This window comes from Staphylococcus argensis (assembly GCF_002902305.1).
GTDB lineage: Bacteria > Bacillota > Bacilli > Staphylococcales > Staphylococcaceae > Staphylococcus > Staphylococcus argensis.
The window spans coordinates 369,572-385,854 of the sequence record NZ_PPPX01000016.1 but is presented as its reverse complement, the minus strand read 5'-3'; the positions used below and the strand labels follow the sequence as shown (position 1 = coordinate 385,854).

Sequence of the window (16,283 nt, the reverse complement as noted above, 5' to 3'; positions counted from 1 at the left end):
TTTAATGAATGTTTACTAATAAATCAGTTATCAGCCTATTAATAAAAAATATATAAATTTTTTATTTACGACTACTTATTAGTTTTGATTTATAGATGTTTAAGAAATTAACGTCATCAAATAATGAAAATGTGCTCTTAGAATGTATAAGCTTTAACCTCGTAAATTGCTTATCCTGAGTAATACTTAGAGATTGAGAAGTATTATCTTTACTACTATTAGACTTTATATCTTTGAAATTAAAATTGTTAATTTTAGTATGTAAATAATCATTAAATTCAAATATATCAAAGCACTTGTTTCTAGTATAACTGTTGTACATTTCCTCCTTTATTAAAATTCGAGTGTAATTTGCTAATATTCTTAAATAATTGAATCCTTTAAAGTAATAAATATAAAAATCTTTAAACACTTGATGTAAAGGATAGTAAGAGGGTCTCTTTTTGAAATGAAATATTAAATTATGATTATAATTATCAAGAAAATCTTCATCTAAAAGCTCCTCTAAACTATAAGTAGCACTATTTATTAAAATAATTAAATGCTTAGGTATCACATTTGAGAGTAGCTCAACTACTTTAGAAAAATCTTTATTGAGTAGTTCTTTAGAGTTATTAGAAGTAAGTAATGTGTCAATAAATGTTTCTGATAAAGTATGATTGAGTGATGCTTTAGAATTGTCATACTTAGATAAAAGCGTTTTATTGTGATTTAATAATTGCCAATACGTGTTAGAAGGTAATAACCTATTGACCATACAATTGGTTATTATTAGTAAAGTATCATTAAATGTATAAAATGCTTTAGTAAAGTCATTATCTTGTTCTTTAGCAACATTTTTCATTAAATTATTAATATCTTTATATAGGTCTTCCTTAGTAGGCATTTCTATTGATGAGGTTGAGCTAATATAACTTTTCATCGTCGCATAATAACTTATTTGAATATCTTTTCTTTTAAACTGAATATCGCTATAGAAATGGCCATTTGGATTGAATTCACTGGTATCAGCTAAGCATTTAGTTAATTTGCTTAATCGAATATTTTCATATTGGCTGTAAGTTTTTGCATTCTTCATATTAGATTGGGGGAGTTGTTTTAATCTTGCAACAACAGATTCAATATTATTTACAATAGGCGTTAAATGAAATCGGTGGTTTAAAGATTCCTTTGATCCGCCGAAAGTAATGGCTATCTTTATATTTTTTATTTCTTTATCACTTAAATTAATTAAGTTATCTTGTAGTAAGCAATATTCTAAATAACGAGTAACGCTTTCTTTATCAATAAAATAAGATATAATTTCTTCTTTTACTTGTTCAAATTGTTCATCTAGCATTTCTTGATCGTAATTATATTTCAAAAATTGATATAAAGCGTCGAATAATCGGTTAAGCATTAAGACAGAACCAGCGTGTGCACCATATTGATTGATAACATGTTTAAAATCATCTTTTATTTCAATGCTTATTTTATTAGTGATAAATGGCTCACTTAGCATTTGGTTTGAGCTAATGAATACTTCTTCGTTAAATTCTAAATTTTCAGAGGCCATATTAAGCAAATGAACTACTGCTTTAACTAGCTGCTTTTCATCTTTATTAACTTTAAACATTCTTAAGTTCCTTTCTATTTTTCTCTAAATATACAACAAACTCTAAGTAAATAGATAAGAAAAATGACTAATCTTGGAGATAAATCGAAACTATTTATACCCTATGGGGGTATATGTTATAGTATAAGTAGCTTTACTATAACAATTTCATTAGGAGGGGTTAATTTGAATAATAATAGTGAAGAGCATAATCATCAAAATCACATGAATCATTCCAATCACATGCATAATGATAACCATGAATCACATAATCATCATAGTGGCCATGCACATCATCATGGGAATTTTAAAGCTAAGTTTTTTGTTTCATTAATTTTTGCAATACCTATCATTCTCTTATCGCCACTGATGGGTGTTAACTTACCTTTTCAATTCACATTTCCAGGTTCTGAATGGGTAGTGTTAATATTAAGTACAATTTTATTCTTTTATGGTGGTAAACCGTTCTTGTCTGGTGGTAAAGATGAAATTGCTGAAAAAAAACCAGGCATGATGACCTTAGTTGCCCTAGGTATTTCAGTAGCTTATATTTATAGCTTGTATGCTTTTTATATGAATAACTTTAGTAGTGCAACTGGTCATACAATGGACTTTTTTTGGGAATTAGCAACCTTAATTTTAATTATGCTATTAGGACATTGGATAGAAATGAATGCTGTCGGAAATGCTGGAGATGCTTTAAAGAAAATGGCAGAACTGTTACCTAATAGTGCGATTAAAGTTATGGATAATGGCCAACGCGAAGAAGTTAAAATATCAGAGATCATGACTGATGATATCGTCGAAGTAAAAGCCGGAGAAAGCATTCCAACAGATGGTATTATCGTTCAAGGACAAACATCTATAGATGAATCCCTAGTCACTGGAGAATCTAAAAAAGTACAAAAAAATCAAAATGACAATGTCATCGGGGGTTCTATTAATGGATCTGGAACAATACAAGTCAAGGTTACAGCTGTTGGAGAAGATGGATATCTTTCTCAAGTTATGGGACTTGTTAATCAAGCACAAAATGATAAATCTAGTGCTGAATTGTTATCTGATAAAGTAGCTGGTTATTTATTCTACTTTGCTGTAATTGTTGGCGTGATTTCTTTTATTGTCTGGATGCTCATTCAAAATGATGTTGATTTTGCACTCGAACGTCTTGTAACTGTGTTAGTCATTGCTTGTCCACATGCTTTAGGATTGGCAATACCTTTAGTCACTGCACGTTCTACTTCAATTGGTGCACATAATGGTTTAATTATTAAAAATAGAGAGTCTGTAGAAATAGCTCAACATATCGATTATGTAATGATGGATAAAACTGGTACTTTAACTGAGGGTAACTTTTCTGTGAATCATTATGAGAGCTTTAAAAATGATTTGAGTAATGATACAATATTAAGCCTTTTCGCCTCATTAGAAAGTCAATCTAATCACCCATTAGCTATAAGTATTGTTGATTTTGCGAAAAGTAAAAATGTTTCATTTACTAATCCACAAGACGTGAATAATATTCCGGGTGTCGGATTAGAAGGTCTAATTGATAATAAAACATATAAAATAACAAATGTCTCTTATCTTGATAAACATAAACTTAATTATGACGATGACTTGTTTACTAAATTAGCTCAACAAGGTAATTCAATCAGCTATTTAATTGAGGATCAACAAGTCATTGGCATGATTGCTCAAGGAGATCAAATTAAAGAAAGCTCAAAACAAATGGTAGCTGATTTACTATCAAGAAATATTACACCAGTCATGCTTACAGGTGACAATAATGAAGTGGCACACGCTGTCGCAAAAGAATTAGGTATTAGTGATGTCCACGCACAACTCATGCCAGAAGATAAGGAAAGCATTATAAAAGATTATCAAAGTGATGGTAATAAAGTCATGATGGTCGGAGACGGTATCAACGATGCGCCGAGTCTTATAAGAGCCGATATTGGTATAGCAATTGGTGCAGGCACAGATGTTGCAGTAGATTCAGGTGATGTCATACTTGTTAAAAGTAATCCATCAGATATTATTCATTTCTTAACCCTTTCAAATAATACTATGAGAAAAATGGTGCAAAACTTATGGTGGGGTGCAGGTTATAATATTGTTGCTGTACCTTTAGCAGCTGGCGCATTAGCTTTTATCGGGTTAATATTATCACCAGCTGTAGGAGCAATATTAATGTCTTTAAGTACAGTTATAGTAGCGATTAATGCTTTTACATTAAAATTAAAATAAAAGAGGTAAACCTTATGTATAATAAAGTTTTTGCAATTTTAATTATAATTTTTTCCATAATAATTATTGCGTCTAATGATACTTTCGCAGAAAGTAAGAATGATATGATGAATATGAAAGAAGATAAGAAAAATACAATGGATATGACAAATATGAAACATCATGACGAAAGAAAGAAATTAAATTCTTCACAAGGAAAAAATGAAATAATATTTCCTAAAGTTGCAGAGTCAAAAAAAGATAACAATGGTTATAAAAATTATACATTAAAAGCTCAGGAAGGAAAGACAGAGTTTTACAAAAATAATTTTTCTAATACTCTAGGCTACAATGGAAATTTACTTGGACCAACTTTAAAATTAAAAAAAGGAGATAAAGTTAAAATTAAGTTAATAAATAACTTAGATGAAAATACAACATTTCATTGGCATGGATTAGAAATAAATGGAAAAGTGGATGGAGGGCCTTCTCAGGTTATAAAACCAGGAAAAGAAAAAACTATAAAATTCGAGGTTAATCAAGATTCTGCTACGTTATGGTATCACCCCCACCCCTCTCCAAATACAGCTAAACAAGTTTATAATGGCTTATCAGGATTATTATATATAGAAGATAGTAAAAAGAATAATTATCCTAGTAATTATGGAAAAAATGATTTGCCTATAATAATCCAAGATAAAACATTTGTATCTAAAAAATTAAATTATTCAAAAACGAAAGACGAAGATGGCACTCAAGGTGATACTGTTCTTGTGAACGGAATAGTAAACCCCAAACTGACAGCAAAAGAAGAGAAAATACGTTTGAGACTTTTAAATGGTTCTAATGCTCGAGATTTAAATCTTAAGCTAAGTAATAATCAAAGTTTTGAGTATATTGCTTCAGATGGCGGTCAATTAAAAAACGCTAAAAAATTAAAAGAAATTAATTTAGCTCCTTCAGAAAGAAAAGAAATAGTAATAGATTTATCTAAAATGAAAGGCGAGAAAATCAGTCTGGTTGATAATGATAAAACTGTAATTTTACCGATTAGTAACAAAGAGAAAAGTTCTAACAAAGGTAATACACCAAAAGTAAGTAAAAAAATAAAATTAGAAGGTATGAATGATCATGTTACCATTAATGGTAATAAATTCGATCCTAACAGAATAGATTTTACACAAAAGTTAAACCAGAAAGAAGTATGGGAAATTGAAAATGTCAAAGATAAAATGGGTGGTATGAAACATCCTTTCCACATCCATGGAACGCAATTTAAAGTTTTATCTGTGGATGGTGAGAAACCTCCAAAAGATATGAGGGGTAAAAAGGATGTTATATCTTTGGAACCTGGACAAAAAGCTAAAATAGAGGTTGTATTTAAAAATACTGGAACATACATGTTTCACTGTCATATACTTGAGCATGAAGATAATGGAATGATGGGTCAAATAAAAGTAACAAACTAATCAATAGGGAGATTTTAATATGATGAAAAAAGATAAAGACACTAATGACCAAAAAAGTGAGAGCCATATGAAGCATAATGATGAAAGTAAAGTTCCTGAAGATATGACATCGACTAATGAGGGTGAATTTAAAGTAGGAGATAAAGTAACGATTACAGCAGGGCATATGCCAGGGATGAAAGGTGCAGAAGCTACTGTAAAAGGTGCGTATAAAACTTATGCCTATGTTGTAAGTTATAACCCACAAATGGAAATGAAAAAGTAAACAATCATAAATGGGTCGTAAACGAAGAGATCAAAGATGCACCTAAAGATGGATTTAGTAAGGGCGATACTGTTAAATTAGAAGCAAGTCATATGTCTGGTATGAAAGGTGCTACAGCCAATATAGATAACGTGAAAAAGACTACTGTTTACGTAGTTGATTACAAATCCAAAGATAATGGTAAAATCATTAAAAATCATAAATGGATGACAGGAAATGAGCTGAAAGCACGATAAAAATCTAGTTCTAGATTGAGAAATAAATAGATATAAAAATATCCTCCTTAATCAATAATTTAAATAATTTATTATTGTTAAGGAGGATATTTTTTAGTGTGTAAATTAAAAAGATAAGAAAAATGACTAATCCTGGAGATAAATCAAAAAGTATAAAATAATTAATAATAAAAAAGCGTCCCAATGATATTGAGACGCTTAAAGTTTATCTAGTTTTAAATGAGTCAATGGCGGTTTTGATTTCATCTCTAACACGTTGGAATTCTGACCAAGGTTTGCCAGCAGGATCGTCAAATCCCCAATGCTCTTTCTTTACATTAGGCGGCAATACAGGACAGTTTTGATCAGCATCGCTACATAGAGTTACTACTAAATCAGATTGGTTTAGTATAGTGTTGTCAATTAAATTAGAAGTATGATTTGATATATCAATTCCAACTTCTTTCATCGCTTCGATTGCTTTCGAATTGACACCGTGTGCCTCAATACCGCCAGAATATACTTGCCATTCTTCACCTAAGATGTTCTTAGCCCAACCTTCAGCCATTTGGCTACGGCATGAATTACCTGTACATATAAAATAAATTATTTTCTTTGTCATCATTGACACCTCTTTTTTAAAATATAATAAGTGTAACGTATAAACCAACTAATGTGATAAAAAGAACAGGAATAGTAATAACAATACCCGTTTTAAAATATGTGCCCCACGAAATTTTTACTCCTTTTTGTGTTAAAACGTGTAGCCATAGTAGTGTTGCTAAAGAGCCGATAGGTGTGATTTTAGGTCCTAAATCTGCACCAATGATATTGGCATAAATCATGCCTTCTTTGATTAAACCGGTAGTTGCAGATTGTCCAATAGCAATTGCATCAATTAATACGGTAGGCATATTATTCATAATTGCTGAAAGGAATGCGGATATGAAACCCATACCCATAACACTACTAAACAATCCATAGTTTGATATGCTTGATAGAATATTAGCTAATAGTGCAGTAATACCAACATTTTTTAGACCAAATACAACTAAATACATTCCTATAGAAAAGAGAACAATATTCCAAGGTGCGCCTTTGATAACTTGTTTCGTGTTTACTACTCTCGATTTATAGGCCAATACAGTAAATATAAATGCAATCAAACAAGCAATTAACGATACTGGAATTTGAATAAATTCACTAACTATATAACCAATGAGTAAAATTGACAAAACAATCCACGAAAACTTAAATAATTTTGGATCTTTAATGGCTTGATCAGGCGTTTTAAGATTTTTAATTTCAAAATGGTTAGGAATAACTTTTCTGAAATATAGCCATAATACAACAATACTTGCTATTAAAGAGAATATATTTGGAATAATCATACGACTTACATATTCAATAAATCCAATATTGAAGTAGTCAGCAGAAACAATATTTACTAAATTACTTACAATTAATGGGAGAGATGTAGTATCTGCAATGAATCCACTTGCAATGATAAAAGGAAAAATGACTTTTTGATTAAATCCAAGATTTCTTACCATAGCAAGTACGATTGGAGTGAGAATTAATGCAGCTCCATCGTTCGCAAAGAAAGCTGCTACAATAGCGCCTAATAACATAATGTAGACAAACATTTTAAACCCCTGACCATTTGAAGCTCTAACCATATGTATAGCTGCCCATTCGAAAAATCCAATTTCATCTAAAATTAATGAAATGAGTATAACAGCGACAAAGGTTAACGTCGCATTCCAAACAATTCCAGTAACTTCTAGTACGTCTGAAAAGCTAACGACACCTGTAATGATAGCAATAACAGCACCGATTAAAGCTGTAACTCCAATATCCAAACCTTTAGGTTGCCATATGATAAAAATTAACGTTAATATAAAAATAGTGATTGCTAATATCGTAATTGTTAACACTCACCTTTCTCTACTGTTTCACATATACATGGGACAGTACAGGAACTCAATAGAGTGAGTCGTGATGTAACGTTATCCAATACGTCATGATTCAATTTGTATAAAATTTTATTACCATCTTTTCTGGATGTAATTAAATTATTGTCTTTTAATACTTTCATATGATGACTTAATGTGGATTGAGAAAAAGAAAAATGCTCTAATAAATCACAAGCGCATAATTCACCACAAGATAACAAATCTAATATTTCAAGACGGCTACTATCAGCCATCACTTTCAAGTATTGCGATATTTCACTATAATTCAATTTTTTCTCCCTTTCTACTTGAAATCTTTTATTTCGTTAATAATTTTTATTGTCACTTGATAAATTATATACTTGCTTAACTCCTAAATTATTAACTGGTTTAAAGTAGACTCTAGGTCTTATTATAATCAATAACATTAATATTCTGATATTCGATAAGGTATGACAAAGTAATTATCAAAACTTTCATTTTTAATTTTGTTTATCCAAAATGATTCATCTTCTTTTTTGTTACTAAAAAGGTCATCACGTTGATTTAGCGTAACTAACGATTGATTAACGATCCACCAATTATGGCCTATATTAGCTCTATTTAAATCTTCTACTAAACGTTTAGATTCTAAATAAGGTGTTTTTTCTGCTAGTGTTACGATTATCATCTGTGTTAAATTTTTATTTTGAATCTTAGGTAATAATGTTTCAACATTACTGGTAGTTTGAATTGATTTTTTCTTTAATTCTCTATGATGGTTTTCACTAGAATCAAGTAACAGCAAGGTATGGCCTGTAGGAGCTGTATCTACAATGACGTAATCCATGTCGTCTTGATTCTCCATAATGTCACTAAAGGCTTTGAAAAATGCTATTTCTTCTGTACAAGGTGATTTTAAATCTTCCATAATATAATCGATATCGTCTTGTGGTGTATCATCATTCACTGTGGCTAGTACTTCTTTTTTATACTTTTCTAATGCTTGTTCTTCATCAATATAAGCAGTATTTAAATTACTTGTAGTTTCAACATTAATTTCTTTAGTAGGGTCAGTAGTTGCTAAAAGAACACGATATCCTTTATTAGATAACGTTGTAGCTAATTGCGTTGCTACTGTCGTTTTACCAACGCCACCTTTTCCCAGTGTAAATAAATATTGAACTTTACTATTTTCAATTTCATCGATTAATTTATTGAATTGCGGATGATCTTCAACAATAAAGTCATCATTTTCAATTAAGTTATCATCATTTAATAGATTAGTTAAACTTTCTATACCTTCTTTTTTTTGCTTTTTATATGGAACGTAATAAGCATGATTGTTATTTAACCATTCAGTAAAATGATTAATGTTTTTATCTTGTTCTGATTTCATCTGACTCGAAATTAAACCGTGACTTTCTTCTATATAGTTGTTAATTATTACTTTGAATTTAGAAATTGACAGTTGTTGTAATTCTTGTTGCGCTCTTTGAATTTCATATATAGAAGAGTGAGTAGGTCTCGCAACTAACATCATGGTCGTATCATCTTGGTTACGTAGTTTTTCAAGTGCTGAATTATATTTAACTCTATTTTCATTTAAACCTGATAATTGACCTAAGCAAGAAGCGTCATTACTCGTTGTATTTAAATAATCTGTCCATGCAGAAGGTAATTCAAGCATTCTCAAGGTGTGACCTGTGGGAGCTGTATCAAATATAATAAAATCAAATTCTTGTTCTAAAGTTTTATCGGATAAAAAATTTGTAAATTCATTAAATGCTGCTACTTCAACTGTACATGAACCACTTAACTGTTCTTTCATCTCAGCAAGCACATCTTCTGGTAGAATACCCTCATAAGGTTCTATAGATTGTGCTTTATAATCGTCTGCAGCAGCAATCGGGTCAAAATTGGCTATAGAGAGATTAGGTATAGGTTGATATTTAGTTAATTTATTAGATAATTCCATTTGAAATACATCTTGTAAATTACTAGCTGGATCAGTACTTACTAAAGCTACTTTCTTTCCATTCTCTGCTAAGTTTAAAGCAATAAAACTTGATATCGTTGTTTTGCCTACGCCACCTTTACCAGTAAAAAACAAATATTTTGTTAACTCAATGTTATCTAAATTCAATTTATTTAAGTATTTAACAGCATCCATCTCCACCACAGCATCCTCCATTTCTCATTTGATTAACTGTAATGATTTCATCGGCTTCTTCTTGGGTAATATAAGCGCCCGTTTTAGCTATACCGCCTTCTATAAAAGTGATGGGTAAAACTTCATCACCTTTTTCTTGAATTAAACGAATAACTTCTTGATTTTTAATGAATTCATTCGGATTATTATTCATATTATAACGTTGAACTTCTATTTGATTTTGTTTTAAATATTCATTGATTTGGTTCGCTTTTATTAGTGTTTCATCCGGTTCTGGACCACATACCCCAGTAGAACAGCACATAGCTTCTTCGTATATTTCAATATTTAACATTATACTCACCTCATTAATTAATTTTCGATTATAGACTAACATCTATATAGATGTTAGTCTATGTTTTTGTTTGAGTTTTAAAAATTTTACTAAATTTAATTCTTAATAATACAATTTATGAAAAAATTATTTTAATATTTCTGTGAGCAATACCTAAGTTTATGTAAAAATTGTAGTTTTTTTCTTGCGATAATATAGATATTGATTTATATTTAATATATCAAAAAAAATTGATGTATTAAATGATATAAAACTACGTTGACAATAAGGAGGCATGCTTGATTGCGAGTAAACCATGCAAGTACTTTAACTGTTGGTTATTTTGTAAGTTATTTAAATCTTGTTATGCTATCAAGAGAAATCAATTTAAAAGAAGCTACAATATATATGGAAAAGGAGTTCTTTAAAGAGAACATTAATCAGTATGGCGAATCAACAAAAAATAACTATAAACAAGCAATTCAAGAATTGAAATAAAGATAATATAAACTCAATGAAATATTATAAAAAGGATGGTCTTTTATGGAAGTTATTAAAGCAAAGACTGATATGAGTGAAGATCAACAATTTGACTTTTATGAAAATATGTTTAATGCGCTAGCTGATAAAATCAGATTAAAAATACTAAATCAAATTAGCCAAAGCTTCAATAAATCATTATGTGTATGTGATTTAGAAGAGTTATTAGATATAAAACAATCTAAACTTTCTTATCATTTAAAAAAATTAGTAGATGCAAATGTTCTTATTGCTGAAAAGCATGGCACATGGAATTATTATAAAATTAATGAGCAGCAAATACAGGTTGTTTTAAACGAAGATACTTGTTGTAAGATACTTTAAGTATCTTTTTTAATGTAGTATTAATCAATTTTTTTTGATTAATATATCAAGAAATATTGATTAATTAAATTTGGAGGCGTTATACTAATGTTAGATTCAATTATGGAATTTACAAAAACATTTGTGATGTTGTTTTTTGAATTATTAATACTATTTATCATCGTGAGCTTTATTGTAAGTATAATACAGCAGATAGTTTCAGAAGAAAAAATAAAACAATTTTTAAGTAAACCTAATCAAGCTATTAATTATATATTGGGAATGGCTTTTGGTGCGATTACACCATTTTGTTCTTGTTCTACAATTCCTATACTTGCAGGTTTATTAAATTCTAAAGTTCCATTTGGTCCTGCAATGAGTTTTTTAATTGCGTCACCTTTAATGAATCCATTAATGATATTTATGTTATGGGCTTTATTAGGTTGGAAAGTTGCTGTTGTTTACTTTGTTACACTAGCGATTTTTAGTATTTTAGTTGGTCTCATATTTTCAAAAATGAATTTATCTAAAAGTTATAAAGGTGTAACGGTAAAAGGAGATGGGTTTTTCGCTAATAAAAATGGATCTCGTTTTAAACAAGCATTAAATGATGCTTGGGCATTCTTATATCCAATGATTCCTTACTTATTTATCGGTGTATTTATTGGTGCTTTTATATATGGCTTTGTACCCGAAACATTTATTACTAAATATGCGAGTGGAGATGGCATTATATCAGTATTTATTGCCTCTATTATAGGTATTCCTATGTATATCAGACCTGAAACAATGTTACCTATAGCTGAAGCATTAGCTTCAAAAGGAATGTCAATAGGGACAGTTGTTGCCTTGATAATTGGTGGTGCTGGCGCAAGTATTCCAGAAGTTGTATTACTATCTAAATTATTCAAAAGAAATTTTGTATTATCATTCGTTATTGCAATTTTAGTTGTAGCTATCGTTACAGGTTTGATTGTAAACATCATTATTTAAAGGGGGTGAGCTAATGGGAATTAAAGATGTATTAAATAAAATGAAACCTCAGGATCAATCATGCTGTTCGGTAGAAATTGAAGAAAAGAAAGATAAAGATGAAAAAGAACAGCAAGACAATAATAATTGTTGTAACAATTAATTTAGAAGTATGTAGAATATATGCTTCTAATAAATAAATGAACGACAAATTCCAATGTAATAGTATGGAATTTGTCGTTCTTTCGTTTCAGTTAAGAAAAATTATTTTACTTGTTTAGTATTTCTTTAAGACTTATAACAAAAAGGCGTTAAATAAAAAACCGCATCATTAACCGATACGCAGAAAGTTATCATAAGTGATGTTAGAAATTACTAATCTTATAAGAAGTATTAGATTAATAACATTGATTGGATATCAATAACTTTATTTATCAATAGATATACAAATGGAAATGAACTTACTTTTCTAGAGCAATTTGTAGAAGTGTAAACCAATTGAATAAAATATGCCTTTTTCCTAAGATAATTCTAATCAAAAAAGTAGAGCCAGCTCATATGAAATTTGTGAGCTGACCCTATTTTACAACTATTAATTCTGACCATATTGATAAGGCACGTTTAAGTGGTCACGAAGTGTGTGACCTTCGTATTCAGTATGGTAAAGTCCACGTTTTTGAAGTTCTGGAATCACTTTATCCACAAAGTCAGGTAGTCCATCGAAGTAACGGTCAGGAGAAATAGTAAAGCCGTCACAACCACCGTCTTCGAAGAGTTCTTGCATCTCATCAGCAATATCAATTGGGCTCCCTATGATTGTTCTGTGAAAGTCTGTAACGCCATGTGCAAGAACATCAAATACAGTATAACCTTGTTTAAATAGATTTACTGCACGTTGTGAATGGAGTTGATAAGGGTGAGCTTCTAGCATAGCTAACCACTCTTCTGGAAGTGATTCATGTAACATGCTATAAGGAATGTTAAGACCAACGAGTTGTGATAAATGCATCACTTTATCTTCTAGGCCTCCAACTGTTTCGTTTAGCATAGTTCTTCTTTTATTTAATGCATCTTCAAATGTATCTCCAACTGTAACGATAAGTCCCATAAATATATTGATATGCTCTGTATTTTTACCTAATCGTTCCCCCATTAACTTTAACTCTGCTTGATGCATGCGACTACTTTCAATGTCTGAAGCGATGGAATAAATACCTGAAGCATAATTTACAGCCAGTTCTAAACCTTCTGCTCCTCCACCTGCTTGGAAGATTACAGGTTGACCTTGTGGAGAGGCAGGTATAGGAAGGGGACCTCTTGAAGAGACATATTGACCTTGGGCAAAGATAGGTTCTATCTCTGAAGTATCTGCAAATATACCTCTTTCTTTATCCATTTTCATAGCATTTTGACCGAAGCTACCCCAAAGTGCTTGTACAGTTTGGATAAATTCGTGTGCACGTGCATATCTCTCTTGACGTGGAGCAATAGTTTCTCCGTAATTTGCACCAATTCGGGGATCATTTGTCGTAACAGCATTCCAGCCCATTCTTCCATTACTCAATACATCAAGGGCTTTAAGTTGTCTAGCTACAGTATATGGATAGTTAAAGGTTGTAGATTGTGTTAAAACAATACCGATGTGATTTGTTTCATGTACGAGTTGACTCGCAATGACGATAGGATCGATCGTACTAGAAGGTGAAGAAGTTGAGATATCGTCTCTTAAAGCAGGATGATCTGCCATAAAGATAAAGTGGAATTTCCCTTCTTCAGCTTTTTTAACAGATTCGATAATAGAATCTGAATTAGTTAAACGATCAGGGGCAGCTGCTTCATTTCTCCAAGCGCTACTTGAAGCACCATAGCTCGTACATTGAGCACCTAGTATCATTTGTTTAGATGAGGACATATTATTTCACTCCTTAAATGATTATGCTAAATTAATAATGCATTAACGTTATAACAGTAATTTATTTAAAACAAGTACTGTTTTTTTAAGAAGTTAGTATCTTTTATAGTAGTAATGGAGAATAACAGGAGTTGAATTAAACGATTTTTTTACTGAATGGATATGAATAAAATGGAATATTCACATGATTGTGGTTTAGCAAAAGTTCAAAAACTAGTAGGCGGAAAATGGAAGTTAGTCTTACTATGGTATGTGTCTGAAACACCTCGCCGTTTTGGAGAAATCAATCGTACATTTCCAGAATTAACCCAGTCCATGCTAACGAAACAATTACGCGAACTTGAAAGAGATGGTTTGGTTCATCGTGAAGTGTATAAAGAAATTCCACCTAAAGTGGAGTACTCACTAACTGAACTAGGGAAGAAATTCGAGCCTATACTAAAGTATATGTATGATTGGGGAGAAGAAAATCTATAAAAATTTCGATCGCTATATTCCTTGTTTCCTCATAATTCAACTATAAAATGGAGTAGCTACTAAAAAAAACAGTACTATTCATATTCCATATATTTGTTCAAAATAGAAATAACAATAGTTAGAAAGAGGGATATGAATGACTAATGTATTAGTAGTTTATGCACATCCATATGACGGTAGTTTCAACAAAGCAATCTTAGATCGTACAGTAGAAACGCTTGAGAAACAAGGGGCTGAGTATAAAGTAAAAGATTTAGTCTCTATGAACTTTAATGCAACAATGGAAAGTGAAGACTTAAAAGCAGCAGTCACAAAGGAATACACTCCAGAAGTTAGACGTGAACAAGAAGATGTCCTATGGGCTGATACGATTATCACAATCTCTCCAGTATGGTTTGGTTCTGTTCCAGGTTTCTTAAAAGGATATTTTGACAAAGTATTTATCTCAGGCTTTGCATATAACAAAAAAGGGGAAGGTTTACTCAAAGATAAACGCGTCTTCTCACTATTTACATTTGGTTCAGCAGACCCTTACATTGGATTAACGCAACAATATCAAGCCATCGAAATCTTATGGGATAATATATTCGGTATGACAGGTTTCCGAGACATAGCTCAACAGTATTTCACAGCTGTACCTGCAGTCAGTAACGAAACTAGACACCATTATTTAGATCAAACTGAAACATTTATTAATCAAATCTTTGAAACACAATTGGGTGATATAGGAAGAGGTAATGCACGACTAATGACTAAACTTGCAGCTAAAGGCTTATTAAATGGTGGCGTCGATGAAGATTAATCATGGATATTTGAGAGGAGTGAATATCACATGAATTTATCTGTACTAGACTTAGTTCCTGTAGATGGTAATGATCACGATAGAAATGCGTTGAATCATACAATAGAGCTAGCTAAGAGTGTCGACAAACTAGGTTATCGACGTTACTGGATTGCAGAACATCATAACTTGCCTACGGTGGCCAGTGCAGCTACAGAAACGATTATGAATAGAATCTTGAGTGTCACATCAAATTTACGGGTAGGTTCAGGTGGGATAATGATCCCTAACCATTCTCCGTTAAGAATTGCTGAGTCATTTAAAACAATGGAAGCTTTCTATCCTAATCGTGTTGATTTAGGTATCGGACGTGCTCCTGGTACAGACGGCCTCACTGCTTTTGCTTTACGCCGTTCAAATCAACCATATAAAGCGAATGATTTAGATGCCCAATTAATAGAATTATTTAATTATGATTCCTATCATAGCGAAGTCATTAATAATGAATTGTCACAAATTCGGGCGATACCTCAAAGCGTGCCGTTACCACCTGTGTATGTGTTAGGCTCAAGCGTTGAAAGTGCACGTCTAGCTTCTCAGAAAGGATTATCCTATGTATATGCTTATCAATTTAACCAGAATGATGTGAAGAAAGCTGTAAAAGCATATCGTCAAGAGACTCAAGATCAACAACATCAGAATATGATTGTCAGTGTTTCAGTCATTGGTGGCCAAACAGAGGAAGAAGTGCACTATTTAAAAAAAGCAGCTATGCTTAAGTATTTAAATAGTGCTGGTATGATTCAAAATGTTGATTGGAATCATATTGATGAAATTAAATTAAGTAAGCAACAACAACTTATGGCAGAATCTTATTTACAGTCTCAATTGATAGGGACATTTGAAGAACTCAAACAAAAGTTAACCCATTTGGCGAATGAATTAGCAATTGATGAGCTTATGATTACGACGACACAGTTTGGTGAAGCATCCCGGGAAAATCTATATAAAGCACTCGCCTCTTTGATTACTAAATAAGACGAATAATTCATTTGAACAGTAGGTTTGATAAATAACGAAGCGACTACGAGAGTAGCTGGGCTTCG

General features: G+C 31.3%; 16 protein-coding genes and 1 pseudogene. 10 read left to right on the top strand and 7 right to left on the bottom strand.

Annotated elements, in window-relative coordinates:
* Positions 1-61: 61 nt before the first annotated feature.
* On the bottom strand, positions 62-1,615 hold the full coding sequence (locus CD039_RS10660) for a hypothetical protein (protein ID WP_103372300.1): 1,554 nt from the start codon (positions 1,613-1,615) through the stop codon (positions 62-64).
* 165 nt (positions 1,616-1,780) lie between these two features.
* Here CD039_RS10660 and CD039_RS10655 point away from each other — a divergent pair, with 165 nt between their 5' ends.
* The 3 genes and pseudogenes from CD039_RS10655 to CD039_RS10645 all read left to right on the top strand — a co-directional run bounded on the left by CD039_RS10655 (position 1,781) and on the right by CD039_RS10645 (position 5,793).
* Entirely contained in the window at positions 1,781-3,844 is a 2,064-nt protein-coding gene (locus CD039_RS10655) for a heavy metal translocating P-type ATPase (RefSeq protein ID WP_167386269.1), read from the top strand.
* 14 nt (positions 3,845-3,858) lie between these two features.
* Positions 3,859-5,292: a multicopper oxidase family protein gene (locus CD039_RS10650; RefSeq protein WP_103372299.1), complete on the top strand. Its 1,434-nt coding sequence runs from the start codon at positions 3,859-3,861 to the stop codon at positions 5,290-5,292.
* Between the two features lie 19 nt (positions 5,293-5,311).
* Positions 5,312-5,793: pseudogene (locus CD039_RS10645) on the top strand (YdhK family protein).
* Between the two features lie 205 nt (positions 5,794-5,998).
* Here the strand turns inward: CD039_RS10645 and arsC are convergent.
* The 5 genes from arsC to arsD form a co-directional block, all read right to left on the bottom strand.
* On the bottom strand, positions 5,999-6,394 hold the full coding sequence (gene arsC / locus CD039_RS10640) for an arsenate reductase (thioredoxin) (protein WP_103372298.1): 396 nt from the start codon (positions 6,392-6,394) through the stop codon (positions 5,999-6,001).
* 16 nt (positions 6,395-6,410) lie between these two features.
* Complete coding sequence (gene arsB / locus CD039_RS10635) at positions 6,411-7,700, bottom strand: arsenite efflux transporter membrane subunit ArsB (protein WP_103372413.1); 1,290 nt, start codon at positions 7,698-7,700, stop codon at positions 6,411-6,413.
* 2 nt (positions 7,701-7,702) lie between these two features.
* Positions 7,703-8,017 carry an ArsR/SmtB family transcription factor gene (locus CD039_RS10630; RefSeq protein WP_103372297.1) on the bottom strand — a complete coding sequence of 105 codons (315 nt, stop codon included), beginning with the start codon at positions 8,015-8,017 and terminating at the stop codon, positions 7,703-7,705.
* A gap of 137 nt (positions 8,018-8,154) precedes the next feature.
* Positions 8,155-9,879, bottom strand: coding sequence for an arsenical pump-driving ATPase (arsA, locus tag CD039_RS10625; RefSeq protein ID WP_186303076.1), 1,725 nt, complete (start codon positions 9,877-9,879; stop codon positions 8,155-8,157).
* Entirely contained in the window at positions 9,866-10,213 is a 348-nt protein-coding gene (gene arsD, locus CD039_RS10620; RefSeq protein ID WP_002449502.1) for an arsenite efflux transporter metallochaperone ArsD, read from the bottom strand. The genes arsA and arsD overlap by 14 nt, the downstream gene beginning before the upstream one ends.
* 282 nt (positions 10,214-10,495) lie before the next feature.
* On the opposite strand from arsD, the gene CD039_RS10615 reads away from it, so the two are divergent.
* The 4 genes from CD039_RS10615 (at position 10,496) to CD039_RS12170 (ending at position 12,170) form a co-directional block, all read left to right on the top strand.
* A complete protein-coding gene (locus CD039_RS10615; RefSeq protein WP_070719429.1) occupies positions 10,496-10,690 on the top strand; it encodes a hypothetical protein in 195 nt (64 codons plus the stop codon).
* 45 nt (positions 10,691-10,735) lie between these two features.
* Positions 10,736-11,056 carry an ArsR/SmtB family transcription factor gene (locus CD039_RS10610; RefSeq protein ID WP_002449352.1) on the top strand — a complete coding sequence of 107 codons (321 nt, stop codon included), beginning with the start codon at positions 10,736-10,738 and terminating at the stop codon, positions 11,054-11,056.
* 87 nt (positions 11,057-11,143) lie between these two features.
* Complete coding sequence (locus CD039_RS10605; RefSeq protein WP_103372295.1) at positions 11,144-12,028, top strand: permease; 885 nt, start codon at positions 11,144-11,146, stop codon at positions 12,026-12,028.
* A gap of 13 nt (positions 12,029-12,041) precedes the next feature.
* Positions 12,042-12,170 (top strand): hypothetical protein, encoded by a 129-nt coding sequence (locus tag CD039_RS12170; RefSeq protein WP_103372294.1) that lies wholly within the window; start codon positions 12,042-12,044, stop codon positions 12,168-12,170.
* A 429-nt stretch (positions 12,171-12,599) separates the two neighbouring features.
* Here the strand turns inward: CD039_RS12170 and CD039_RS10595 are convergent, their stop codons facing one another.
* Positions 12,600-13,919, bottom strand: a complete 1,320-nt coding sequence (locus tag CD039_RS10595; RefSeq protein ID WP_103372293.1) for an NtaA/DmoA family FMN-dependent monooxygenase — start codon at positions 13,917-13,919, stop codon at positions 12,600-12,602.
* A gap of 156 nt (positions 13,920-14,075) precedes the next feature.
* Between CD039_RS10595 and CD039_RS10590 the strand changes: the two genes are divergently transcribed.
* The 3 genes from CD039_RS10590 to CD039_RS10580 all read left to right on the top strand — a co-directional run bounded on the left by CD039_RS10590 (position 14,076) and on the right by CD039_RS10580 (position 16,215).
* Positions 14,076-14,396: a winged helix-turn-helix transcriptional regulator gene (locus CD039_RS10590; protein ID WP_103372292.1), complete on the top strand. Its 321-nt coding sequence runs from the start codon at positions 14,076-14,078 to the stop codon at positions 14,394-14,396.
* A gap of 136 nt (positions 14,397-14,532) precedes the next feature.
* Positions 14,533-15,198, top strand: coding sequence for an NAD(P)H-dependent oxidoreductase (locus CD039_RS10585; protein WP_103372291.1), 666 nt, complete (start codon positions 14,533-14,535; stop codon positions 15,196-15,198).
* Between the two features lie 30 nt (positions 15,199-15,228).
* Positions 15,229-16,215 carry an MsnO8 family LLM class oxidoreductase gene (locus CD039_RS10580; protein ID WP_103372290.1) on the top strand — a complete coding sequence of 329 codons (987 nt, stop codon included), beginning with the start codon at positions 15,229-15,231 and terminating at the stop codon, positions 16,213-16,215.
* The last annotated feature ends 68 nt before the right edge of the window (positions 16,216-16,283 follow it).